The sequence below is a fragment of the Nocardiopsis codii genome, from assembly GCF_036327455.1.
Lineage (GTDB): Bacteria > Actinomycetota > Actinomycetes > Streptosporangiales > Streptosporangiaceae > Nocardiopsis > Nocardiopsis codii.
Map to the genome: position 1 here is coordinate 26,686 of NZ_JAUZMY010000041.1, position 22,676 is coordinate 49,361.

Sequence of the window (22,676 nt, forward strand, 5' to 3'; positions counted from 1 at the left end):
GCCGCCCCCGGGACGGCACAGCTCAGTCGCACGACCACACCGCCACGAAGTACATGACGCCGAACGGGTCGTCGGCGTAGAGCACCTCGGATCGCACCCGCGCCCCGCCGCGGGCGACCGCGTCGCCCATGACCCGGAACGCGGCCCGGCCCGCCACCATCAGCTCCTCCGCCAGGCCGGGGTCCAGCCGCACCAGCCCGGCCCCGTCCCCCGAGGCCAGCGACCGGCGGATCTCCTCGTCGAAACCGAAGGCGCGCTCGTCCAGGTGTCCGGGCGCCCTGAGCCCGCGCCTGGCGCTGCCGTCGCCCATGACGAGCAGGCCGACCCGCCCGGACCGCTCCGCGATCCGCGCACCCAGGGCCTCCGTCTCGGCGGCGGAGGCGTCCCAGGCCACGGTCGCCATCTCCACCGGCCCCGCGTACCCGACCGTGTCGAGCAGCCGCCGGGCCACGCCCAGGCTCAACGGGAGCGCCCGCTCCCGCAACACCGGCTCGCCGGTTCCGCCGAACTCACGGACCGGGACCGCTCCCCCGGCGCGGTCGCCAGACACGTCGTGCCCGCCGACCACCACGACCACGTCCGGCGCGAGCGCGGTCAGCGCCTCCAGCGCCTCCGTGCACGCCTTGCGCAGTTCGGCGGCCACGTCCTGGACCCCGGTGAGCTCCCGCAGCAGCAGCGGCGGGTGCGGGCAGACCACTGTTCCCACGATCACGGACGCCTCCTCACGCCAGCCCCCGCACGGTCCGCGCGGGAGGTCGGACCCCGCGGATGGCGGCGACCATGTCGAGCACCTGCCGCGTCTCCACCACCTCGTGCACCCGGTAGACCTGGGCGCCCAGCCAGGCGCACACGGCGGTCGCCGCGAGCGTCCCGGTGAGGCGCTCGCCCACCGGCAGGTCGAGGGTCTCGCCCACGAAGTCCTTGTTGGACAGCGAGACCAGCACCGGCCACCCGGTCTCCGTCATCTCGCCCAGGCGACGGGTCAGCTCCAGGGAGTGCCAGGTGTTCTTGCCGAAGTCGTGCGCCGGGTCGATGATCGCGGACGCCGGGTCCACCCCGAGGGCCACCGCGCGCTCGGCCAGGCCGACGGTGTGGTCGACCGCGTCGCGCACCACGTCCTCGAAGTGCGCCCGGTGCGGCCGGGTGCGCGGGGTGACGCCGCCCGTGTGGGTGCAGACCAGGGCCGCTCCGAACTCGGCCGCGACCTCGGCCAGCCCCGGGTCGTAGCCGCCCCAGGCGTCGTTGAGCAGGTCCGCCCCGGCCTCGCACACCGCCCGGCCCACGGACGCCCGCCAGGTGTCCACGCTGATGACCAGGTCGGGGAACTCCGCCCGGACGTCGGCCACGAAGTCCACGATCCGGCGCTTCTCCTCGTCGGCGCCGATCTCCTCACCCGGAGCCGCCTTGATGCCGCCGATGTCGACGATGTCGGCCCCCTCGGCGACGACCCTGCGCACGCGCTCGAACGCGGGCGCGTCGTCCCAGGTGGCGCCCTTGTCGTAGAAGGAGTCGGGGGTGCGGTTGACGATCGCCATGACCAGCGACGTGTCCGCGCCGTACTCCCGTCCGCGCAGCCTCAGCACCGGTTCGCCACCCCCTCCAGGCCGCCCCGGAGGCCGGCGTCTCCGGCCACGCCGCCGTGCGGGGCCGCGCCGGCGCCCGCCTCGGCCGCGGGCGGGCGTTCCACGACGCTGACAGCGGTCGCGCGGGGCCGGCCCCGCCCCTCTCCCGAACCGAACTGCTGGATCTCGACCCGGTCGGAGCCGCGGTCGAGGCCGGACCGGCGGTCGGCGACCGCGAGGAGTTCGGTGGCCATGGCCCCCAGGTCGCGCAGCGACTGGTGGCGGTGGGCCCGGCGGCCCAGGTCCACCTGGGCGACGGCGTCCACACCGCGGCGCAGGTGCGTGTCGACCAGGACGGCGAGTTCGACGCCGTAGCCGGTCGGCACCGACAGCTGGGAGAACAGGTCGCGGCGGACGGCCCACTCGCCCGACAGCGGTTGGACGACACCCGACAGCGCGGGCCAGCGCAGGGCGATGGTGGGGCGGGCGACGAGTTCGGTGACCCGGCCGCCCTCGTAGGAGGCGGCGTGCCCGGACGCGTCCCCCTCCGGCGCCCCGGGGCTCCCTGGCAGGTCCAGGACGCGGTCGTAAAAACCCTTGACCAGGGACACGCGCGGTTCGGTGAGCAGGGGGCCGAGCAGCCCCGACACGAAGTGGGTGCCCCACTCGACGAGGTCGGCGTCCAGGAAGGCGACGATGTCGCCGGAGGTCACGAACTGCGACTTCCACATCGCCTCGCCCTTGCCCCGGTGGTGGCCCAGGTCGGGCCGGACGTCGGCGACGCGGTGCACGGTCGCCCCGGCGGCGCGGGCGACGGCGGCGGTGTCGTCGACGGAGTCGGAGTCCATGACGACGATCTCGTCCAGGAGCGGCGCGTCCTCCGCCAGCTCCTCCCGGACGCGGGCGACGATGCCGCCGACGGTCGCGGACTCGTCGCGCGCCGGTATCACCAGGCTGACCGTAGTGCGCCGCCGACGTTTGAGTTCGACCAGCCGCTCGACCGTCCAGTCCGAGGACCGGTAGGTGCGACGTGCGAACCACGCGTTCTCCACAGAAGCCTCCCCAGCGGCCAACCCTAGGGCACGCTGCGTGCGGGGGGCCGGTCAGTCCGTGTTTCGGGTGTGAATTCCCGGTGCCGTGTGGCGGTCACCTCACGCGCCCCGGGGCCGGGCCGCACACTCCCCGGTCCCGGTGACCGGTGACGGCGCCCCGACCGCGACGGTCCCGGGCCCCGGCACGGGCGGCCCGCCCGCAGGGGTCAGGGGCGCGCGGCGGCGACCAGCCGGTCCAGGCCGACCCGGTCGACGAAATCGCTGTGGGTCCCCTCGCTCTGGCAGGTGAACGCCCCGGCCACGGCTCCCGCCAGCACGCACTCCTCCACCGGCGCGCCGCCGAGGTGGGCGTACAGGAACCCCGACACGAAGGCGTCGCCCGCCCCGTTGGTGTCCACGACGGGGAGCTCGGGCCGCACCGCCGGGAAGTGCCGGGGCTCCGTCTCGCCGCGCACGAGCACGTGGCAGCCCTCGGCGCCGTCGGTGGCCACGGCCAGGCGGGCGCGCCCCTTCTCCAGGATGCCGCGCAGCACCGCGCCGACCCGGTCTCGGACCGTCGCCGCGCTCATGAAGACCACGTCCGAGCGCAGGGCGTAGTGGAGGTGGTGGGGGTTCTCGCCGTCCCAGTCGTGCAGGTCGGTGGAGCTGGTGACGCCCAGCGCGTCCAGGTCCTCGTACACGTCCCGGTTGTGGTTGACGATGGACAGGTGCACGTGCGCGGCGCGCTCCACGTGGGGCAGGTAGAACTCCCGGGGCAGGCGCAGGTCGGCGGGGTGGCGGCCGTCGTAGAAGGAGAAGCGCCGCCCCTGGGGGTCCACCAGGTTGATGCCCCGCGGCGTGCCGTGCGGGGACACCACGTGGTCGAAGTCCAGGCCGAGTTCCGCGTAGCGCTCCAGGACCATCCGCCCCTGGGGGTCGTCGCCGAGGAAGTCCACGAACTTCACGGCCAGCCCCAGCGCGTGGCATCCGAGCGCCACCCCGTTCCCGGTGTGCCCCACGTAGTCGCGTGCCGGAGGGACGAACACGGAGTCTCCCCCGGGCACCTCCAGGGCGTCGACGCGGACGATCGTGTCCACGCCCGTGCCGCCCACCACCAGGATGTCGTAGCCGGGTTCGGTGGTCGTGGTCGCCATGCTGCCTCCAGGCCGTGCGGGTCGGGTGTCCGGGGTGTCGGCCGCCGAGACCGTCGGGGGGCCGGGAACACTCTGGCACAGGGGGCCGTCACCGCCCCCCGGTGGTCGCCCCCCGCGGGACGGCCACCGCCCCGGGGGCGGGCCGGCGGCGCGGGCTCAGGGGACCAGCCCCTCCACCCGGTCGGCGCCCCCCGCGTGGACGATCACCGCTCCGGGGACGGTGACCAGGTCCAGGCTCGTGTAGTCGTACTCGCGACCGTGACCGTCGCGCACGCCCACGGGGACGCTCTCCGCCCCGGCCTCGGTGACGCTGTCCCCGAGGGGCACCACCATGAGGTCGGGGACCGTTCCGCTGGAGAGGTCGGTCCAGGCGATGCGCGGGAACAGGACGGCGTCGGCCAGCGGAACCACGATCTCCTTCCCTCCGGAGCCGACGAAGTGGTCCGTGACCTCGGTCGTGACGGGACCGAGCACCGCCGCCCTGGCGACGCCCCGGTCCGTCCAGTCGTCCGCGAGGACGAGGGCGCCCCGGGTGCCCGCGCTCAGGACCTCGTCCTCCGAGGCCGTCGGCCGCTCGGTGTCGCGCGCCTGGTCGGGCAGGACGGCGACCTCCTCCCCCGTGTCCAGGTCGAGGAACTCCGGGAGGGGGTCCACGCCGGAGCCGCCGCGGTCCACCTGGACGACGGGCCCGCCGTCACCCTCCGGCGGAACCCGGAGGCCCGGGACCCGCTCGGACGGCTCGGCCTCCCACTCGTGCCGCCAGACCTCGGCGCCGTCCGCGGCGTCCAGGCCCACCACCGCGTACGTTCCCTCGACGTCTCCCGAGTCGAGGAGCTCGCGGAAGGCCACGGCGTCCAGCGGCTCCTCCGAGGCGAGGCACGCGTGGACGTGGACGGCCCGGTCCCCGCTGAGCAGTGTCCGGTCCCCGAAGCAGGTCCGACCGGGAACGGTGCCCGGGGTGTGGGTCCACAGCTCCTCGCCGCCGTCGACCGACCAACCGGACAGGGCTCCCCCGTCCCAGCGCAGCCGCAGGTCGGCGTTCCAGGTCTCGTACGAGTCCCGTTCCTCCTCCGAGAGCGCGAAACGGCCGGTGACCTCCCCGGTCCCCTCGTCCAGCAGCACGGTGACCGGGTCCGCGGGCTCGGAGCGGCCGTCCCCGGGCTCGTCCGTGTACGTGACGTACGCGGTGCCGTCGACGGCGCCGCTCACCACGTCATCCGCGTAGGGGAGCCGGTAGCTCCACAGTTCGCCGCCCGTCGCCCCGTCCAGGGCGACCATTCCGTCGTCCAGCCCAACGAGTGCACCGCGGGCGCCCCGGAACACGTCCTGGATCCGCGTCGCCGGGGGCGGGTCCCAGGTCCACCCCACCCGTGTGACCGTCGCCGGTTCCGGCGGGGAGTCGCCCGCCCCGGCCACCGTGTGCAGCACGGGCGGGAGCACGACGGTCGGGACCCATGCGCCTGCGACCACCACGGCCAGGACGCCGGCGGGGAACCCGAGCAGCAGACGGCCCCACTGCCGGTGCGAGGGCCACCCGGGGCCGGCCGCCAGCAGGAGGCCGCCCAGCGAGGTGGAACAGAGGGCGAGCCACAGGACCGTCGCGCGCTGCGAGGGTGCGTGGAGCTCGGGGGCGGCGGCGGTGGCGGGGAAGGAGTCCCGGGGGAAGGCGGCGAAGGCGAGGCACGCCAGGCCCACCGAGACGACCGCGATCGCCGCGAGGGACCACCGGCGCACGGCCAGGTCGTCCTCGCGGGGGGCACGCACCGCCATGTGGGCCGCCCAGGCCAGGACCGCGACGGCGAGGAGCGGCACCAGGAGCCAGGCGTCGGCGGGATCCTCCCGGGAGGCGGTCCTGAGCCCACCCGCGAGGCCCCACACCGCCACGCCGGCCGCGCCCGCCAGCAGCCCGAGGCCGACCCACGCGAGGACGCTCCTGACCCGCTGTCCGGGAGTCTCCGGCACCCCCGGTGTCCCCGGTCCGTCCTGTTCGGCGGACCCCATGCGCTCCCCGAGGGGTGCCGTCGACGCCCCGGCCCCCTCCGTGGCCTCCACGGGTTCCCGGGAGCCCTCGGACTCCCCCGTCCGCTCGTCGCTGTTCACGTGTGTCTCCGCCCGGTTCCCTCACGCGAGCGCGTCCGCGCTCCGCGCCATGCCGGTCGCCAACCTAACGGAACGCCCCGACGGAAGGGATTCCGGCCCCGTACGGTCAGGCCGTGGCGGCTCGGCCCCCGCCGGCCTGAGCCCGCCCCGGGGCCGAGGCCCGCGCGGTGAGCCAGTCGAACAGGCTGGGGTCGTCCCCCATCTCCGGGTGCCACTGCACGCCCAGGACGTCCTCGGTGTCGGCGTACTCGACCGCCTCCACCGTGCCGTCGTCCGCCCACGCCGTGGCGACCACGCGTTCGCCGAGGCCGGCGACGGCCTGGTGGTGGTAGGTGGGCACGTCGAGCCGGGTGCGGCCGAGGATGCGGGCCGTGCGGGAGTCAGCGGCGACGGTGACCGGGTGCGGGTCGAACACCCCCGCCCGCGGCCGGTGCCCCTCGTGACCGACCACGTCGGGCAGGTGCTGGTGGAGGGTGCCGCCGCGGGCGACGTTGAGGAGCTGCATCCCCCGGCAGACCCCCAGCACGGGCACTGCCCCGGCGAGGGCAGCCGCGAGCAGGGCGCTCTCCGCCGCGTCGCGCCGGTCCTGGACGCCCGCGGTGTCCGGCGCGGCTGGTGCGCCGTAGCGGTCCGGGGCGATGTCGCCCCCTCCCGCGAGGATCAGGCCGTCCAGGCGCCCCACCGCTCCCGCCACCCCGCTGACCGGGGGGAGCAGCACGGGGACGGCGCCGGACGCGACGACCGCGTCCGTGTAGGCCTGCGCGAGCAGGTGCACGTCCAGGTCCCAGGTCCGGCCCCACCGGGCTCGTTCGGCGTAGGCGGAGATTCCGATGACGGGCGGCACCGCGCCCCCTTTCCTCGACGCACCGGGCGGATCGGGGCACGGCGGGGGTGCCCGCACAGGCGCACCCCGGTCACCCGTGGTGAACACGGAGTCACTCTAGCGGGCGGCGGGCGGCCTCCACCCGTGGGGGGCGCGCCGGGCTGCGGCCCGCCGTGCCCGTGCGGACCACGGCGAACCGTGACCGCGCCCCCCGGCCCGGTCCGGGTGCGGCGGCCCGGCACGGGAGACGCGTGCCGGGCCGCACCGCACGTCACCCCGCCGCGGCCGGAGCAGCGTGCCAGCTCCGCAGCGTGTCCAGGCACAGTTCGTTGGCGTAGGTGAGCGGGATACGCGGCACGAACATCACCGTCGAGGGCACACGGCCCGGGTCGAGCAGGCGGCCCAGCATCTCCAGCAGGTCGCCCTCCCCCACCTGCGCCCCCGGAGCGGTGACCACGGCCGAGTGCAGGGACGTGCCGTCGTCCCCGTGCACGCCGAACGTGGCCGACTCGCGCACCCCGGGGTGCTCCTGGAGGACGGTGTCGACCTCACTGGCGAAGACGGCCCCTCCGGCGACCTCCACGGCCTCCCCCGAACGGCCCAGCAGCGTGAGGTAGCCCCGCGCGTCCAGGAACCCCACGTCTCCCGTGTCCAGCCACCCGTCCCGCAGGACGCGGGCTGTGTCGTCCGGGCGCTTCCAGTACTCGTCCATCCGGAGCGGGGTGCGCACCCAGACCCGGCCGCGCTCCCCCGGGCCCAGGACCCCGCCCCCGCCGCCGCGGACCTCGACGTCCACCCCCGGCAGGGGACGGCCGCAGCTCCGCAGGACCTCCGGGCGCGGGGACGCGTAGTCCTCCGGAAGCAGCCAGGCGATGTGCCCGGCCTCGGTCTGGCCGTAACCGGGGTACACGATCGGCCCGAAGCGCTCCACGGCGCGTTCGAGCAGCGCCGGCGCCGTGGCGGCGGTGACGGTGGTGATGCCGCGCAGGCCCGACAGGTCGGCTCCCTCCGACGCCGGATCGTCCAGGAGGAGGCGCAGTTCGTGGGGTGAGAGGAAGGCGTGGGTGATCCCCTGGCCCGTCACGACCGACACGACCTCGGCCGGATCGAACTCGGGCAGGGTGACGAACGTGCCTCCGGTGACCACCGTGGCGCTTCCCAGGGCGCGGCCCAGCCCGGTGAGGCGGCCCGTCTTGAGCACACGGGCCGCTTCCTCGGAGCGCCCCAGGAAGCGCACGAACCACGAGCTGCCGGACAGGTGTGACGGGCGGTACCGGCGCAGCACGGGTTTGGCCCGGCCCGTGGTCCCCCCGGTGAGGACGATCCTGTGCGGTTCGCCGTCCCGGGCCAGGGACGCGAAGGGTTCCGGGGACCGGTCCGCGGCGTCGCGCAGCAGGTCCTCCCCCCCGGAGCAGGGACCGAGCGTGAGCAGCCGGACTCCGGGGAGTCCGGCGACCTCCCGGACCACCGACGCGTCCACCGCGTCCGGGTCCGCCACCACGACCGCCACGTCGCACTCACGGAGCAGGGGTGCCCGGTACTCGGCGGGCAGGGAGACCGGGATCTCCGCCTGGATGCCGCCGGTGAGCTCGGCCGCCTGGGAGAGCAGGTACATCCAGGTGCTCACGGGGCCCAGCAGGGCGACCGACCGGCCGGGACCGTGTCCGTGCGCGGCCAGGGCCCGTGCGAACCGGTACACCGCGTCCAGGGCCTCTCCCGCGGTGACCTCCCCCCGCCGGTCCCGGAACACGACGCGGTCGCGGTCCGCCGCGAGGGCTTTCAGCACCGGCGTCATCGACATGTGATCTCCTCTCGTCGGGTGTGGGCGGTCCGGGTCATGGTCGGACCGTGTCCGGACCGGGAGCGCGCTCCGCGCCCTCGGCACCGGTGGGCGGCGCGGTACCCGCGTACATCGGTCCGCCCGCGCCCGTGGCGCCCGCCGGGGCGAGGTACCGGGGCTTGGCGGTGAACGACCGCCGGGTCAGTTCCTCCAGAGGCACCAGGGTCCCGACGGGCACCACCTCGACCTCGGGGCGGACCCCCACGGCCTCCTCGACCTCCCGGACCAGCGCGGTGGAGACCTCGCCGGCGGCCGCGTCCACGGCCTCCACGCGCACGCGGAGCACCCCCTCGTCCTCGACAGCCCTCCAGAAGAGCACGCCCAGTTCGGACGGGAGGGAGAACACGGCGTTCTCCACCTCGGAGGCGAACACCCGGTCCCGGCGTCCGCGCAGGGAGACGCCGTGGTCCCAGCGGCCGACCACCCGCACGCGCGGCAGCGGCCAGCCGCAGGGGCAGCCGCCGTAGGTCACCTCCGCGTAGTCGCCGGTGTCGTAGCGCACCAGGGGCATCGCCTCGCGGTGGAGCGTGGTGAGGACCAGCCGCCCTCGTCCCTCGAACGAGACCAGGCCGGTCTCCGGGTCGAGGACCTCGGGGAGGTAGCGGTCGGCCCACAGGTGGAGGTTGCGCTCCGGGCACTCCCCTCCCAGGTTGGCTCCGCACTCGGAGTTGCCGTAGCTGAGGTGGACCTCGCAGCCCCACAGCTCCTCGATCCGGCGGCGGCGGGCCGGGCTGAGGGGCTCCCCCGCGCTCAACAGGGCACGCAGGTCGGGGGCGTGCGAGCGGGGCGACTCCCCCGCCAACCGCGCGCACGCGGCCCACAGGAGGGGTTCGGTGGGCAGGGCGGCGGCCACGGTCACGCGCAGGTCGCGCATCAGCCGCAGGACGCGCGGCAGGGGCATGGCCGTGGAGCGCGCGTCGGCCGGGACGACCAGGGATCCGGCCGCCCTGGCCGCCGCGTGCACCTGGTGGGCGATGGTGACCATCGCGTACGGCACGCGGACGAGCACCGTGTCGGTGTCGGCCAGCCCCACCCTGTTCCGGCCGAAGCGGTCGAGCATCTCGGCCCAGTCCGCCTCGGTGTGGAAGGAGGCGGTGGGCGCCCCCTCGGACGTCCCGCTCGACTCGTGGTAGGAGACCAGCTCGCGGCGCGGGACCGCGACCATGCCGAAGGGGTAGCTCGCGCGCAGGTCGTCCTTGGTCGTGAGCGGCAGGCCCTCCAGGTCGGCCAGCCCCCCGGGGAGGTCGTCCCCGAGGCGCCCCCGGTAGAAGTCGCTCCGCCCGGCCCTGCGGAGGACCTCGGGCAGCCGTTTCTCCCACATTCCTTTCAAGCCGTCAAAATCGGACCATTCTCCGATACTCGGAAAATCACCAGTGTTCATGCGTTTTCTTTCCCTAAACGAAGGACGGGGACCCGACCAATACCAGCGGACACCAGAAAATTTCCGAAGTCATGATTCCCGCGGGTGATTACAGGGAAACTAGCACCCTGCCCCCTCCGGACACTCCCCCGAAGGAAGACAAGTGCTCATTTCCCGCAACCTACGCCAAATCTGACCTGCGCCTGGACCCACCGGCCCTTCGCTGGCCGCCCGCTTTGTCCGCGCACCGTCAAGGCGTTCTCGAAATGTCCTTTTGCACCACCGCCGGAAGGTTTCCATGGGGTTCACCCTGCACTACGAAGCACTGATGAGAGATTCGTCCTCGATCCGCCGGGGATGCGGATTCTCACTGGCGTGCGTGGTCTGCGGACGCTGGAAGGAGGACGGCCCGGCGAACCGCTGCCACGAATGCGGCGGCGCGATCGACGCCATTCACGACCTCGGTTCCGTAGCCCTGGAAACCGGACGCGACCCGCTCCGGTCCTACTTCGACCTGCTCCCCCTGCGTTCGCGGAGCAGCCTCTCCTGGGTCGGCGAGGGGAACACCCCCTGCCTGCCCGCCGAGGAGTTCGGCCGCCGCGTCGGGCTCTCCCGCCTCGTCCTGAAGGACGAGAGCGCCAACCCCACGCGCAGCACGAAGGACCGCATCGCCTCCGTGGGCCTGTCCCGCCTCACCGAGCTCGGCGTGAAGCGGTTCGTGATGGCCTCCACCGGCAACAGCTCGACCTCCTACGCCCGCGCGGTCCAGCTCCTCGGCGGGATCGAGCTGGCGCTGTTCTGCGGACGGCGCTTCCACCACCGCCTCAACTACCCGGACCACGACGCGGTCTCGACGTACCTGGTCGAGGGCGACTTCGTCTCCGCCGGCGCCGCCGCCCGGCGCTTCGCCGAGCGCACCGGGGCCTTCTTCGAGGGCGGGTTCTTCAACCTCGCGCGCCGGGAGGGCCTGAAGCTGGCCTACCTGGAGGCCTTCGACCAGATGTCCGAGCCACCCGAGTACGTGTTCCAGGCGGTCAGCAGCGGCATGGGCCTCCTGGGCGCCTACAAGGGCGCGCTGGAGTACCGGTACCTGGGCAGGCTTCCCGCACTCCCCAGGTTCGTGGCGGTGCAGCAGGAGACCTGCGCACCCATGGCCCACGCCTACCGGGAGGGGGCGTCCTCCATCTCCGAGCGGCACGTCGTCAGCGAGCCGCACGGCATCGCGGAGGCCATCCTGCGCGGCGACCCCACCCAGACCTACCCCTACATCCGGCACGTCTGCGGGACCACCGGTGGCCGGATCCTCGCGGTGGACGACACCGAGATCCGCGCGGTCCGCGACCTGCTGGAGGAGACCGAGGGGGTGAGCGTCTGCTACGCCAGCGCGACCGCCCTGGCCGGGGTGGTGCGGATGCGGCGCGAGGGCGCACTCCCCCCGGACGCGTCGGTCCTGGTCAACCTCACCGGCGGCGACCGCACCGGGTGGGCGTCGCCCTCCCGGTACCGCGTCGTGGACGCACGCTGGCCCGAGGGGCCCGTGGGCTGGGACGGGGACCTGCCGGCCGCCGACGTCGCCCGCACGACACCGGAGGAGAGCGACGCATGCGTGAGGTGACCGTCATCGGCGGGGGGATCATCGGCGCCGCCACCGCGTGGAGGCTCACCCTCGCGGGAGCACGCGTGACCGTCCTGGAGCGGGAGCCCGCCCCGGCCAGGGGCACCAGCGCCGCCTCGTTCTCCCGCGCCACCGCGTTCGGCAAGGCGCCGCGGACCTACTTCGAGCTCAACCGCGCCGGGGTGCGGGAGCTCCACCGGCTGCACGACGAGGGCGTTCCCGGGTTCCGGCCGTGCCCGAGCCTGGTCTGGGGAGACGGCTCCCCGAAGCTGGCGGAGGCCGTCGCCGCGGCGGCGCGCACCGGCTACGAGGCCCACTGCGCGGCCCCGGAGGACGCGGGGCTCCCCGAGGGGGCCGACCGGGCCGCGCTGCCGGCCCTGGTCGGCCGCCTCCCCGCAGAGGGGTGGGTCGACCTTCCGGCCATGGCGGTCTGGATGCTCGACCGGGCCCGCGACCACGGCGCCGAGGTCCGCTTCGGCGCGGAGGCCGCCGGGGTGCGCACCGGGGCGGACGGCGCCGTGCTCGGCGTCGGCCTCTCCGACGGCGGCCTGGTGGAGGCCGACGTGGTGGTCAACGCCGCCGGAGCACGCGGCCAGGAGGTCGCCGCCCTCGTCGGCGGACCACTCGCCCTGGACCCCACCCTCGGCCTCCTGGCCGACCTCCCGCTGCCCGGCGGAGCGGACACCATGCTGCTCGGCCCGGACGTCAGTATCCGCCCGGCGGGCCCGGACTCCGTGCTGGTGCGCTCGGACACCGTCGACGCCCGCCTCGGCGCCGACCACCCCTCCGACGCCCGACTCGACGACCTCGTCACGGAGCTGGTCGGGTGCGCCGCAGCCGTCCTTCCCCGCCTCTCCGGCGCCCGCCCGGAGGCGGTGCGCCTGGGGACGCGCGCCTACCCGGCCGACGGGCACGCCAGCGTCGGGTTCCTGAGCACCGCGCCCGGCTACTACGAGGCCGTGACCCACAGCGGGGCGACGCTCGGTCCGCTCCTCGGCAGGCTCGCCGCCGCGGAGATCCTGTCGGGCCGCCGCGACCCGCTGCTCACCCCCTTCACACCAGACCGGTTCCTCCGGAAACGCCCGGCCGAGGCCGGGGCCCACCACGCGACCGCGACCCAGTAGGAGAAAGACACCGATGACGGACACCATCACGAACGTGACGGCACCGCCCTCCAACAAGGCGGCCTACGACCATATCCACGAGGTCGTCGCCGGCGGGGTCAGCAGCAACATGCGGGCCAGGGGCGTCGTGAGGCCCCTCGTCGTCGAGTCGGCGTCCGGATGCCGCATCCGCGACGTCGAGGGCAACGAGCTGATCGACGTCAACATGGGGTACGGCCCCCACATCTTCGGCTACGCGGACCGCGAGGTCACCGACCAGATCGCCGACCAGTTCGGCCGGGGTCACCTCACGGGGCTGCCGCACCGCCTGGACCGCGCCGCGGCGGGCCTGGTGGCCGAACTGGTCCCCGGCATCGAGCAGCTCCGGTTCGCCAACTCCGGCACCGAGGCGCTGATGTCGGCGGTGAGGCTGGCTCGCGCGACCTCGGGACGGCCCCTGCTCCTCACCTTCGAGGGGCACTACCACGGCTGGAGCGAGACCCTCCTGCGCCGCCCGGCGCCCGAGGGGGACCGCCCGCTGCCGGGCGCGGCGGGGATGATCCCCGAGGCGGCGCACCACACGATCCAGGTGCCCTGGAACGACACGGCCGCGGTGGAGCGGGTGTTCGCCGAGCACGGCGCGGAGCTGGGCGCGGTCATCTGCGAGCCGGTCCTCGGCAACGTCGGGGTGGTGCCCCCGGCACCCGGCTTCCTGGAGCTGCTGCGGCTCCGCACCCGGGAGAGGGGCGCGGTGCTGATCTTCGACGAGGTGATCACCGGGTTCCGCGTGGCACGCGGAGGCGCCCAGGAACGGTACGGGGTCGTCCCCGACCTGACCGTGCTGTCCAAGGTGATGGGCGGGGGCTTCCCCGTCGCGGCCTTCGGCGGCTCCCGCGAGGTCATGGAACCGCTCACCACCTACGAGGCGTTCCACGCGGGCGTCTACGCGGGCAACCACGCCGCGCTGCGCGCCGTCACCGCCACGCTGACCAAGATCCGGTCCGCGCCGGACCTGTACGGCGACCTGGAGGCGCTCGGGGCGTACGCCGAGGCCCGCGTCCGCGAGGCCGCCACCGCCGCCGGGCGGAACGTGCTGGTCGAGCGGGTCGGATCCGTCCTGTCGATGGCCCTGCTGGACGACGCGTCGGCGGTGGACAGGGCGGGGCACCGCGCCGTCCAGACGGCCTGCCAGCAGCGGGGGGTGTACTTCCACCCCGTCCCGGACGAGCCCTGGTTCCTGAGCACGGCGCACACCACGCAGGACATCGACACGGTCGCCGGCGTGCTGAAGGAGTCGTTGGCACAGGCCCCGGCCGCGGAGGGCGTCCGTTGACCGCGGCCCCGGGGGTGAACGCCACCGTGTACGACAGGTGCGCGCACGGCTACGACCCCCACATCGCGTTCTTCCGGACGTTCGGCAGGCGCCTGGTGGACCTCGCCGGTCCGGCTCCCGGCGAGCGCGTGCTCGACGTCGCCACCGGGCGGGGAGCGTGCCTGTTCCCGGCCGCGGAACGCGTCGGTCCCGCGGGCAGGGTCGACGGGGTGGACCTCTCCGTGACGATGGTCGAACTGCTCACCTCCGACATCGGGGCGTGCGGCACCGCCAACGCCTCCGTGACGAGGATGGACGCCCAGGCACTGACCGTGCCCGAGGCCTCCTACGACGTGGTGCTGTGCGCCTTCGCCCTGTTCGTCATGCCTGATCCGCGGGCCGCGGTGGCCGGTTTCCGCCGGGCGCTCAGGCCGGGCGGGCGCTGCGCGGTGTCGGTCCCGACCGCCACACTGGTGCCGGGCGACGTCGAGGAGGTCAGGGAGGTCTTCCACTCCTACGCCGCACGCGCGGGCCATGCGGCCGGGCAGCGCGGAATCTACTCCACGGACCCTGCGGCACTGCTGGAGGAGGCGGGTTTCACCGACGTCCGCGCCTCCGAGGAGGTCGCGCGGTTCGTCTTCCGCGACGTCACCGCGTGGTGGGAGTGGACCTGGACGACCGGGATCCGGTCCTTCTACGAGAGCCTCCCGGCGGACCTGCTGGAGGGGCTGCGGCGGGAGGTCTTCGCCCTGCTCGAACCGACGGCGACCCCTGACGGGCTCCCGCCGGGGACGGACCGCCCGCGCTTCGCGACGGCGCGGCGGCCGGAGTCGGACGGCTGACTCCCCGCCGGTGCCGCGGACGGCGCCACCGGCGGGGCCACGGGGTGGGAACGCGGTGCGTCCGCGTGCCCACCCCCTTGTCTGGAACTCGGTTACGGGTTACCTTGGCATTGATGTCAGAACCACTACACACCACCGTCCCGGACGATCTCGTGAACGCCGCGGTCCGCGCCTCCGAGACCCTGGGGAAGGACGTGGCCGACGTGCCCCTGGTAGCGATCGCGGAAGAGGCGGGCGTCTCCCGCAGCACCCTGCTGCGGCGCGTCGGGGGCTCCCGCAGGACGCTGGACGAGGCGGTACGGGCCTCCGGCGTCGACCCGGGCGGGAGGCCGCCGGTCCGGGAGCGCGCGATCGGGGCCGCGGCGCGGCTGATCAGCGACCAGGGCCTCGCCTCCGCCACCCTGGACGCGGTCGCCTCCTCCGCCGGGTGCTCGGTACACAGTCTCTACGCGGCCTTCGGCGGCCGGGACGAACTCCTCCTCGCCGTGTTCGAGCGGTACAGCCCCATCCTCGACCTGGAGGCCGCGCTCGCCCGGACAGGAGAGGACCTCGGCGCACGCGTCCACGGGATCTACCGCCTCATCGGCGCCGGGCTCAGCCGGGAGCCGCGCGTGGCGCCCGCCATGCTGGCCGACGTGTTCGCCCGTCCCGACGGGCCCGCCGCGGGGATCCTCGCCCGCCACGTCTTCCCCCGCATGCTCGCGGGGTTGGGAGGCTGGCTCGCCGAGGAGGTCTCCGCCGGACGCATCCGCGACCTGCCGGTACCGCTGCTCATGCAGCAGCTGATCGGCCCGATCGCCGTCCACGCGATGCTGCGCCCCGCCCTGCGCAGCGTGCCGGGTGCGGCGTTCCCCGACCCGGAGGAGACGTGCGCGGTGTTCGCGGACGCGTTCCTCAGGGCCGCCGCGACCCCGCCGGAGTCGCGCGTACAGGAGTGAGTGATCCGAGGAGCCGACCATGGACAGCCCGCCCACCGCCGCAGCCGCCGACACGACCGCCGCCCCGCCGGGGACCCGCTCGCCGGCCCGCGAGCACGGCGCGCGGCGTCGCCGTCCGGACGCACCGACGACACCCCGGGAGTCCCGATGACAGACCGTACGACGTGCGCGATCATCGGCGGCGGCCCCGCCGGGATGGTCCTGGGCCTGCTGCTGGCCCGTGCCGGTGTCGAGGTGACGGTGCTGGAGAAGCACGCCGACTTCCTGCGGGACTTCCGCGGGGACACCGTGCACCCCTCCACGCTGGACCTGTTGGACGAACTCGGCCTGGGCGAGCGGTTCGCGGCGCTCCCCCAGAGCAGGGTGAGCGAGATCGGGTTCCCCGTCGGCGGCGGACGCCTGGTCACCATCGCGGACTTCCGCCTCCTGAGGGCGCGCCACCCCTACGTGGCGATGGTCCCGCAGTGGGACCTGTTGAACCTGCTCGCCGAGGCCGGGCGGGAGGAACCCCGCTTCACGCTCCGCATGAACACCGAGGTCACCGGCCTGGTGCGCGAGTCCGGACGGGTCGTCGGCGTGAGCTGCCGGGCCCGCGCCGGGGCCGGGGAGGACGGAGGCGCGGAGGGGACCGGGGAGCTCAGGGCCGACCTGACGGTGGCCTGCGACGGCCGTTGGTCGCTCGCGCGCCGCGAGGCGGGCCTGCCCACCCGGGAGTTCCCGGTGGGGATCGACGCCTGGTGGTTCCGACTGCCCGGCGGACCCCGGGACAGCGTCGCCCTGACCCCCCGCGCGGGCCGGGGGCGGTTCGTCGTGGTCATCCCGCGCGAGGGCTACCTCCAACTCGCGTACATCGGGCGCAAGGGCTCCGACGCGGAGCTTCGCGCGCGGGGCATCGGGGCCTTCCGCGAGAACCTGGACGAGCTGATGCCGGAACTGGCCGGCCGCATAGGGTCCCTGACGTCCATGGACGAGATCAAGCACCTGGACGTGCGGGTCGACCGGCTACGGCGCTGGCACGTCGACGGGCTGCTGTGCATCGGCGACGCGGCGCACGCGATGTCCCCGATCGGGGGCGTGGGGATCAACCTCGCCGTGCAGGACGCCGTGGCCGCCGCCACCCTGCTGGCCCGGCCCCTGCTCGACCGCACGGTCACCGTCCGTGCCCTGGCCGCGGTCCGCAGGCGCCGCCTCCTGCCGACCGTGGGCGTCCAGCTCCTGCAACGGCTGATGCACCGCGGGATGGTCGAGCCGATCATCCGGGGCAGGAGGCAGGGTCCGCCGGCTCCCCTGATCGCGCTCCTGACCCGCGTGCCCCGGATGGCGTACGTGCCCGCGCGCCTCATCGGGGTGGGTCTGCGCCCCGAGCACGCACCGGACTTCGCCCGGCGGCCCGCCCGCACGACCTGACCCGGGGGGCTCGCCCGGGGTCGAGGATCCGGGTGAGCCGGGGCCGGGTCAGGCCCCCGGGACGGGAGCCGGGTGGCCCCCGCCCTGTTCGCGCTCCGGCTCCGCCGTTCCGGAGGCGGGTGCGTCCTCCCCGGGCGCCGACACCGTCACCGGGTCGGGGACCGGTGCCGCACCGCGCCCCGCGGCGCGCCCCCCGAGCGACGCCAGAGCGACACCGCCGACCAGGAGCACGGCAGCCACCAGGCTCAGCGGGGTGATCCGCTCACCGAGCAGCAGGGCCGCCGAGGACATGCCGAACACCGGCACCAGCAGCGAGAAGGGGGCGACGGTGGACGCGTCGTAGTGGCGGAGCAGGAACCCCCACACCCCGAAGGCGAAGATCGTGGAGATCCAGGCGACGTAGACGATCGCGCCCACCCCGGTCCAGTCCAGCCCCCTCAGCGCGGCCATGCCCGCGTCGGGCCCCTCCACCAGCAGTGACAGGGCGAACAGCGGCAGCGGCGGCACCAGACTGACCCAGACCATCCAGCTCAGGGCGTCGGGGGGCGCGGCCTTGCGGGTCAGCACGTTGGACAGCCCCCAGAACGCCGCGGCGGCCACGACCAGCACGAAACCGAGCACCGGCCCCGTGGCGCCCTGGTCGTAGGCGGCGACGCCGATCCCTCCCAGGGCGACCGCCATCCCCGCGTACCGGACCGGTCCCGGCCGCTCTCCGAGGAAGACCGCGGCGAGGACCGCCGTGAACACCGCCTGGACCTGGAGGACGAGGGACGACAGGCCCGCGGGCATGCCCAAATCCATGCCGAGGAAGACCAGGCCGAACTTGGCCACGCCCAGGACCAGGCCCACCAGCAGGACCCAGCCCAGGGCCACGCGGGGGCGGCGGACCAGGAAGACCGCGGGCACGGCCGCCACCAGGAAGCGCAGGGCGGAGAACAGGAGCGGCGGGAAGTGGTCGAGGCCCACCTCGATGACGACGAAGTTGACTCCCCACACCAGGGCGACGAGGACGGCGAGGAACGTGTGAACGGGACGCATGGATCCGATGATGGGGGGACCCTGGATTAAGCACCAGCGAAAGGTCCTACATACTTCAATTCAGCAACGCTGAACAGTCGCCGGGGATCCTCCCGCCCGGCCCGACGAAGGACAGGCCCGTGCTCGACCTCTCCCGGCTCCGCGCCCTGCACGCGGTACACGTCCACGGTTCCGTCAGCTCCGCCGCCAAGGCGCTCGGCTACACGCCGTCGGCCGTCTCGCAACAGGTCGCCAAGCTCGAACGTGAGACCCGGACCACACTCCTGGAACGGCGGGGGCGCGGGGTCGTGCTCACCGACGCCGCCGGAAAACTCGTCGACACCGCGTCCCGGGTGCTCTCCCTCGTGGAGGAGGCCGAGGTGACCCTGGAGGAGCAGCGCGGCAGGCCCAGCGGGCGCCTGACCGTGGCCGCCTTCTCAACCGCAGCGCGGGGCCTGCTCCCCGGGGTGCTGGCCGAACTGGTGGCGACCCACCCCTCCCTCGACCTGCGCCTGTTCGAGGAGGACCCCCACGCCACCCCGCACATGGTCGCCCAGGGCACGGTCGACCTGGCCGTGGTCCACGACTGGGACATCGCGCCGATGACCGTCCCCGAGGGCGTGTCCCGGGCGGTCGTCGGAGAGGACCGGTGCGACGTCCTCCTGCCCCGCGACCACCCCCTCGCCGGAAGGGCCGTCCTCTACCGGGAGGACGTGGCGGACGCGCACTGGATCTGCCAGCCGCCCGGGACCGTCTGCCACGACTGGCTGACGCGCACGCTGCGCTCCGTGGGGGCCGAGCCCGACTTCGCCCACCACGTGGCCGAGTACCAGACCCAGATCGCCCTGGTCGGGGCCGGCCTGGGGATCGCCATGGTCCCCCGCCTGGGCCGGGGGGACATCCCCGACACGGTCGTGGTCAAGCCGCTGGACCCCGCCCCGGTGCGCGGGGTGTCCGTGCTCTGGCGCGAGGGGACCTCGCGCCGCCCCGCCGTCGCCGAGGCCGTCCGGATCCTGCGCGAGCACGCACGCGCCCTGTGACGTCCGCCCCTCCCACGGCGCTCCACGAACACGCCGGCGCCCACCGGCGCCCGGTGGCCGGCGGCTCCGCGGCCCGTCTCCCGGCGACGGGCCGCGCCGCCGAGAGCGGCCACGTGTGGGCACGCGTGGCCGCCGCCGGCCCGGGCACGGCTGCGGCCCACCCGGACGGCGCTAGGACCAGTGGGCGCGGACCCGGAAGCCCAGACCCGCCAGGCGCTCCGTCAGCGCGTCCCCCATGGCTTCGGCCGTGGTCACCTGTCCCGCCACGGGCGGGAGGTCGTCGAAGGCCAGGCACAGCGCGGACTCCGCGAGCATCCTCGCGGTCTCCCCGTAGCCCGGATCCCCGCCGGACACCTCCGTGACCACGCGCTCCCCGCCACCCTCGCCGAGGAACACCACCCTGAACCACGACCGCTCCCGCCGTTCCCGGGACGGCCCGTCCCCCGGGCCCCTGCGCCCCAGCAACCACTCGCGCGCGGGCGGCACCTGGGAGAGAGCCACCAGGGCCAGCGCACCCCCGGCGATCCCGAGCGCGCTCGGCAACCTCTCGACGGCGGCGTAGTGGCCGTAGGAGAAGTCGGGCCCGTAGCGTTCCAGCGCACGGGCGGACCGCAGGACGACCTGGGGGTCGACGGTCGGCAGGGGCAGGGCCCAGACGCCGAGCCTGCCCTCCCTGCGCGGAACGGCGGGCAGCCCCCGCACCCTGCGTCCGCCGTCACCGCTCCCGGCCCCGTGTCCCTCCCGGCGTTCCCGCTCCCGGCGCCGCCTCGCGGTCATCGCGCTGGGCCCCAGGCGCGAGAACGCCGTCACCGCCGAGTGGAACGTGCCCCCGGAGACGGTGGCCGAGGCGCTGACGAACCCCTCCACCCGGAGGGGCACCCCCTCGGGGAGCAGGCCGACCGTGAAGTGCACGCCGAGGTCGTGCGGGACGGAGTCGAAACCGCAGCTGTGCACGATCCGCGCCCCGGCAGCCTTGGCGACGGCGTGCCAGCGCAGGTAGGTCCGGTCGACGAACTCGGGTTCGCCGCACAGGTCGACGTAGTCCGTTCCGGCCCGCGCGCACGCGGCCACGAGTCCGTCGCCGTGGCGGAGGTAGGGCCCGACCGTCGTCGCGACCACCCGCGACGCCTCGGCCACCGCCCGCAGGGAGCCCGGGTCGTTCGCGTCCGCGGTGAGCAGGTCCAGCCCGGCCAGCGCGGGGTCGATCCGCACCAGTTCCGCACGAACGGCGGCGAGCCGGTCCGGGTCGCGTCCCGCGAGCGCCCACCGGGTTCCGGCGGGCGCGTTCCGGGCCAGGTACTCGGCGGTGAGCCCGCCGGTGAACCCCGTCGCCCCGAACAGGACCAGGTCGTAGCCGCGCCGGCGGGGACCGCTCGCGGACCCGGCCGCTGGTGTCCGGGCGCCGGTCATGCGGGCTCCCCCGCGAGGACCGGGCGCGGCGCGGTCGCCGCGCCGCAGGGGCTCCCGCCGAGCACCCCGCGGCGGCGGTCGGCGACCCGCACCCTGTGCACGCCCCCTACGGCGACCCTCTCCGGACCCGTGTGCGGCCGCGTGACGACGCCCCTGCGCACCGCCGGGCGGCCCCCGCCGACGACCGGCCGGGGGCGCCCGGGTGCGGCCGTGCCGCCGCGACGGCCGTCCGCGGTGCCCCGGCCGGCTGACGCCGACGGTTCCCGCTCGATCCCCTCGGTGGGAATCCGGTTCGCCCTCATCCCCGCCTCCCTCCTGACGCGCTGTCCAGATCGGAGCCGCATCGTATCCGCCCGCGCCGCGGGGAACACACCTGTGTCCGGCCCGGGCGGGCGCGCCCCCGCGCACCTCCCGCGCCCGCGTCGTTCGGGGCTCGGAGGCCACCACTTATGCCTTGACAGGCATATAACCAGTAAGGCATATTAACTGCATGCCCGACCTCTTCTCCGTTCTGGCCGAGCCCAGCCGTCGCCTCATCCTGGACGCGCTGCGCGAGAGCGAGGGGTTGTTGGTCAAGGACCTGGTCGCCCTGCTCGGCCTGTCCCAGCCGAACGTCTCCAAGCACCTGCGCGTCCTGCGCACCGCCGGGCTCGTCACCGAGAGCCCCGAGCGCCAGGGGCGCCGCTACCGCCTGCGGGCGGAGGGACTGCGCGACGTGGACGCGTGGCTGGACCCGTACCGCACGTTCTGGACGGCCAGGCTCCACGACCTGGGCGACCACCTCGACTCCACCCGTCCACAGGAAGGTCCACGGCAATGACCACGCACGTCCGCGTCGACGCGAGCACTCCGGGCGCACACGTCCTGCACTTCACGCACCGCTACCCGCACCCCAGGACGGCCGTCTGGACCGCCCTGACGACGGGCGAGGCGCTCAGCCGCTGGTTCCCCTGCGCCGTGGAGATCGACGCGCGCGAGGGCGGGGCACTCACGCTGACCTTCCCCGGGGAGGCGCCGGAGACGGCCGCCATCACCGAGTTCGACCCGCCGAGCACCCTTGCGTTCCACTGGGCCGGCGAGGACCTGCGCTGGACCCTGGAAGAGGACGGGGACGGATGTGTGCTGCGCCTGTCCAACACCGTCGTCGACCCGGAGTGGACCGCGAACACGGCCGCCGGTTGGGACGTGTGCCTCGAAGGCCTCTCGGCGGCCCTCGACGGGCGCCCGCCCCCCCAGGGGGCAGGCCCGAACGAGGCACTGATCGCGCACTACAGGAACCTGCTCGGCACCGGATGAGCCGGGGCGGCCCCACCACTCGCAGGGCGCCGACCGGGCAGGGGCCCAGCACCGCCTCCGGCGACGGGCGGCCCCCCGCGGCTAGGCTCCGGTCATGACAGCAACAACGTTCGACCCCCGCGCCCTGCTCGCGGAGAGCCGGCTCGGCGTCCTCGCGACCATCAAGGCGGACGGGCGCCCCCAACTCTCACCCGTGATGCCCTTCTACGACCGGGAGGCCGGAGTCATCCACGTCTCGATCACGGAGGGGCGCGCCAAGACGGCGAACCTCCGGCGGGACCCCCGGGCCACGCTGGAGGTCACCAGCGCCGACGGCCGCGCGTGGGCCACGGCCGAGGGCATCGCGTCCCTGACCGGACCGGGCACGTCCCCCGACGGCCCCGAGGTCGAGGCACTGGTCGGCTACTACCGCCTCGCCGCCGGCGAGCACCCGGACTGGGACGAGTACCGGGCGGTGATGGTCTCCGACCGCCGGGTCCTCATGACGATGACGGTGGACCACGTGTACGGCGCCAGCCTGCGCTGAAGGCGCCCGGACGCCGTCCCGCCGCGGACACGGGCGGAGGGAGGGGCCGCCGGACGGTGGACCCCTCCCCGCCTCCACGGCGTCCGGCCGGGCCCCCGCGCACCCGCTGCGCACCCTCGGACAGCGGGGCTCCGGGGCCCGCCCACCCCCTGCGTGCCGTCCCCTGCTCTCCCGGCCGCAAGCTCCGCGCACCCCGAGCCCCGCAGCACCCCGAGCCCCGCGCACCACCGCATTCCCCTGCACTCCTGGGGACGTTCCACGCCCCTCCCATCCCTTGCGTCTCTTGACCCCCCGAGCCCC

Annotated in this window: 21 protein-coding genes; 10 read left to right on the plus strand and 11 right to left on the minus strand. The window is 74.8% G+C overall.

Translation table 11 applies throughout. The annotated features are described in order from the left end of the window. Positions 1 to 22: 22 nt before the first annotated feature. The 8 genes from Q8791_RS28210 to Q8791_RS28245 form a co-directional block, all read right to left on the minus strand. Positions 23 to 712, minus strand: a complete 690-nt coding sequence (locus Q8791_RS28210) for a class III extradiol ring-cleavage dioxygenase family protein (RefSeq protein ID WP_330094872.1) — start codon at positions 710 to 712, stop codon at positions 23 to 25. Positions 713 to 722: 10 nt separating this feature from the next. After that, entirely contained in the window at positions 723 to 1,583 is an 861-nt protein-coding gene (gene folP / locus Q8791_RS28215; RefSeq protein ID WP_330094873.1) for a dihydropteroate synthase, read from the minus strand. Continuing rightward, positions 1,577 to 2,614 carry a glucosyl-3-phosphoglycerate synthase gene (locus Q8791_RS28220; RefSeq protein WP_330094874.1) on the minus strand — a complete coding sequence of 346 codons (1,038 nt, stop codon included), beginning with the start codon at positions 2,612 to 2,614 and terminating at the stop codon, positions 1,577 to 1,579. The genes folP and Q8791_RS28220 overlap by 7 nt, the downstream gene beginning before the upstream one ends. Before the next feature lie 206 nt (positions 2,615 to 2,820). Beyond that, positions 2,821 to 3,747 carry a carbohydrate kinase family protein gene (locus Q8791_RS28225; protein ID WP_330094875.1) on the minus strand — a complete coding sequence of 309 codons (927 nt, stop codon included), beginning with the start codon at positions 3,745 to 3,747 and terminating at the stop codon, positions 2,821 to 2,823. Between the two features lie 156 nt (positions 3,748 to 3,903). Further along, complete coding sequence (locus tag Q8791_RS28230; protein ID WP_330094876.1) at positions 3,904 to 5,847, minus strand: hypothetical protein; 1,944 nt, start codon at positions 5,845 to 5,847, stop codon at positions 3,904 to 3,906. 106 nt (positions 5,848 to 5,953) lie between these two features. Beyond that, complete coding sequence (locus Q8791_RS28235; protein WP_330094877.1) at positions 5,954 to 6,691, minus strand: gamma-glutamyl-gamma-aminobutyrate hydrolase family protein; 738 nt, start codon at positions 6,689 to 6,691, stop codon at positions 5,954 to 5,956. 250 nt (positions 6,692 to 6,941) lie between these two features. Continuing rightward, positions 6,942 to 8,471 carry an AMP-binding protein gene (locus Q8791_RS28240; protein WP_330094878.1) on the minus strand — a complete coding sequence of 510 codons (1,530 nt, stop codon included), beginning with the start codon at positions 8,469 to 8,471 and terminating at the stop codon, positions 6,942 to 6,944. A gap of 34 nt (positions 8,472 to 8,505) precedes the next feature. Then, the gene (locus Q8791_RS28245) at positions 8,506 to 9,831 is read right to left on the minus strand and encodes a phenylacetate--CoA ligase family protein (RefSeq protein WP_330094894.1); all 1,326 of its coding nucleotides are present in this window, start codon (positions 9,829 to 9,831) and stop codon (positions 8,506 to 8,508) included. A 367-nt stretch (positions 9,832 to 10,198) separates the two neighbouring features. Between Q8791_RS28245 and Q8791_RS28250 the strand changes: the two genes are divergently transcribed. From Q8791_RS28250 to Q8791_RS28275, 6 genes are all read left to right on the plus strand, one after another. Continuing rightward, positions 10,199 to 11,485, plus strand: coding sequence for a threonine synthase (locus tag Q8791_RS28250; RefSeq protein WP_330094879.1), 1,287 nt, complete (start codon positions 10,199 to 10,201; stop codon positions 11,483 to 11,485). Further along, on the plus strand, positions 11,473 to 12,609 hold the full coding sequence (locus Q8791_RS28255; protein WP_330094880.1) for an NAD(P)/FAD-dependent oxidoreductase: 1,137 nt from the start codon (positions 11,473 to 11,475) through the stop codon (positions 12,607 to 12,609). The genes Q8791_RS28250 and Q8791_RS28255 overlap by 13 nt, the downstream gene beginning before the upstream one ends. 13 nt (positions 12,610 to 12,622) lie before the next feature. Further along, a complete protein-coding gene (locus Q8791_RS28260) occupies positions 12,623 to 13,921 on the plus strand; it encodes an aspartate aminotransferase family protein (RefSeq protein WP_330094881.1) in 1,299 nt (432 codons plus the stop codon). After that, positions 13,918 to 14,742 (plus strand): class I SAM-dependent methyltransferase, encoded by an 825-nt coding sequence (locus tag Q8791_RS28265; RefSeq protein ID WP_330094882.1) that lies wholly within the window; start codon positions 13,918 to 13,920, stop codon positions 14,740 to 14,742. Before Q8791_RS28260 ends, Q8791_RS28265 begins: the two co-directional genes overlap by 4 nt. 113 nt (positions 14,743 to 14,855) lie before the next feature. Continuing rightward, the gene (locus Q8791_RS28270; protein WP_330094883.1) at positions 14,856 to 15,680 is read left to right on the plus strand and encodes a TetR/AcrR family transcriptional regulator; all 825 of its coding nucleotides are present in this window, start codon (positions 14,856 to 14,858) and stop codon (positions 15,678 to 15,680) included. Positions 15,681 to 15,827: 147 nt separating this feature from the next. Beyond that, positions 15,828 to 17,087: an FAD-dependent oxidoreductase gene (locus Q8791_RS28275; RefSeq protein ID WP_330094884.1), complete on the plus strand. Its 1,260-nt coding sequence runs from the start codon at positions 15,828 to 15,830 to the stop codon at positions 17,085 to 17,087. Between the two features lie 48 nt (positions 17,088 to 17,135). Here the strand turns inward: Q8791_RS28275 and Q8791_RS28280 are convergent, their stop codons facing one another. Continuing rightward, positions 17,136 to 18,125: an EamA family transporter gene (locus Q8791_RS28280; RefSeq protein WP_330094885.1), complete on the minus strand. Its 990-nt coding sequence runs from the start codon at positions 18,123 to 18,125 to the stop codon at positions 17,136 to 17,138. Positions 18,126 to 18,244: 119 nt separating this feature from the next. On the opposite strand from Q8791_RS28280, the gene Q8791_RS28285 reads away from it, so the two are divergent. Then, positions 18,245 to 19,144 carry a LysR family transcriptional regulator gene (locus Q8791_RS28285; RefSeq protein WP_330094886.1) on the plus strand — a complete coding sequence of 300 codons (900 nt, stop codon included), beginning with the start codon at positions 18,245 to 18,247 and terminating at the stop codon, positions 19,142 to 19,144. A gap of 171 nt (positions 19,145 to 19,315) precedes the next feature. Here Q8791_RS28285 and Q8791_RS28290 read toward each other — a convergent pair whose 3' ends face one another. Together Q8791_RS28290 and Q8791_RS28295 are read right to left on the minus strand one after the other, a co-directional pair. Beyond that, on the minus strand, positions 19,316 to 20,554 hold the full coding sequence (locus tag Q8791_RS28290) for a saccharopine dehydrogenase family protein (protein ID WP_330094887.1): 1,239 nt from the start codon (positions 20,552 to 20,554) through the stop codon (positions 19,316 to 19,318). Beyond that, positions 20,551 to 20,856, minus strand: a complete 306-nt coding sequence (locus tag Q8791_RS28295; protein ID WP_330094888.1) for a hypothetical protein — start codon at positions 20,854 to 20,856, stop codon at positions 20,551 to 20,553. The genes Q8791_RS28290 and Q8791_RS28295 overlap by 4 nt, the downstream gene beginning before the upstream one ends. A 188-nt stretch (positions 20,857 to 21,044) precedes the next feature. On the opposite strand from Q8791_RS28295, the gene Q8791_RS28300 reads away from it, so the two are divergent. The 3 genes from Q8791_RS28300 to Q8791_RS28310 all read left to right on the plus strand — a co-directional run bounded on the left by Q8791_RS28300 (position 21,045) and on the right by Q8791_RS28310 (position 22,376). Further along, positions 21,045 to 21,374 (plus strand): ArsR/SmtB family transcription factor, encoded by a 330-nt coding sequence (locus tag Q8791_RS28300; RefSeq protein WP_330094889.1) that lies wholly within the window; start codon positions 21,045 to 21,047, stop codon positions 21,372 to 21,374. Continuing rightward, entirely contained in the window at positions 21,371 to 21,850 is a 480-nt protein-coding gene (locus Q8791_RS28305) for an SRPBCC family protein (RefSeq protein ID WP_330094890.1), read from the plus strand. The genes Q8791_RS28300 and Q8791_RS28305 overlap by 4 nt, the downstream gene beginning before the upstream one ends. Before the next feature lie 94 nt (positions 21,851 to 21,944). Then, the gene (locus tag Q8791_RS28310; protein WP_330094891.1) at positions 21,945 to 22,376 is read left to right on the plus strand and encodes a PPOX class F420-dependent oxidoreductase; all 432 of its coding nucleotides are present in this window, start codon (positions 21,945 to 21,947) and stop codon (positions 22,374 to 22,376) included. Positions 22,377 to 22,676: the final 300 nt, after the last annotated feature.

Excerpts from the sequence above, each read along its gene's own strand:
- Q8791_RS28255 (WP_330094880.1), top strand. The coding sequence starts at position 11,473 with ATGCGTGAGGTGACCGTCATCGGCGGGGGGATCATCGGCGCCGCCACC.
- Q8791_RS28240 (WP_330094878.1), bottom strand. The coding sequence starts at position 8,471 with ATGTCGATGACGCCGGTGCTGAAAGCCCTCGCGGCGGACCGCGACCGC.
- Q8791_RS28260 (WP_330094881.1), top strand. The coding sequence starts at position 12,623 with ATGACGGACACCATCACGAACGTGACGGCACCGCCCTCCAACAAGGCG.
- Q8791_RS28245 (WP_330094894.1), bottom strand. The coding sequence starts at position 9,831 with ATGTGGGAGAAACGGCTGCCCGAGGTCCTCCGCAGGGCCGGGCGGAGC.
- Q8791_RS28275 (WP_330094884.1), top strand. The coding sequence starts at position 15,828 with ATGACAGACCGTACGACGTGCGCGATCATCGGCGGCGGCCCCGCCGGG.
- Q8791_RS28295 (WP_330094888.1), bottom strand. The coding sequence starts at position 20,856 with ATGAGGGCGAACCGGATTCCCACCGAGGGGATCGAGCGGGAACCGTCG.
- Q8791_RS28305 (WP_330094890.1), top strand. The coding sequence starts at position 21,371 with ATGACCACGCACGTCCGCGTCGACGCGAGCACTCCGGGCGCACACGTC.
- Q8791_RS28250 (WP_330094879.1), top strand. The coding sequence starts at position 10,199 with ATGAGAGATTCGTCCTCGATCCGCCGGGGATGCGGATTCTCACTGGCG.
- Q8791_RS28270 (WP_330094883.1), top strand. The coding sequence starts at position 14,856 with ATGTCAGAACCACTACACACCACCGTCCCGGACGATCTCGTGAACGCC.
- Q8791_RS28225 (WP_330094875.1), bottom strand. The coding sequence starts at position 3,747 with ATGGCGACCACGACCACCGAACCCGGCTACGACATCCTGGTGGTGGGC.
- Q8791_RS28280 (WP_330094885.1), bottom strand. The coding sequence starts at position 18,125 with ATGCGTCCCGTTCACACGTTCCTCGCCGTCCTCGTCGCCCTGGTGTGG.
- Q8791_RS28310 (WP_330094891.1), top strand. The coding sequence starts at position 21,945 with ATGACAGCAACAACGTTCGACCCCCGCGCCCTGCTCGCGGAGAGCCGG.
- Q8791_RS28290 (WP_330094887.1), bottom strand. The coding sequence starts at position 20,554 with ATGACCGGCGCCCGGACACCAGCGGCCGGGTCCGCGAGCGGTCCCCGC.
- Q8791_RS28300 (WP_330094889.1), top strand. The coding sequence starts at position 21,045 with ATGCCCGACCTCTTCTCCGTTCTGGCCGAGCCCAGCCGTCGCCTCATC.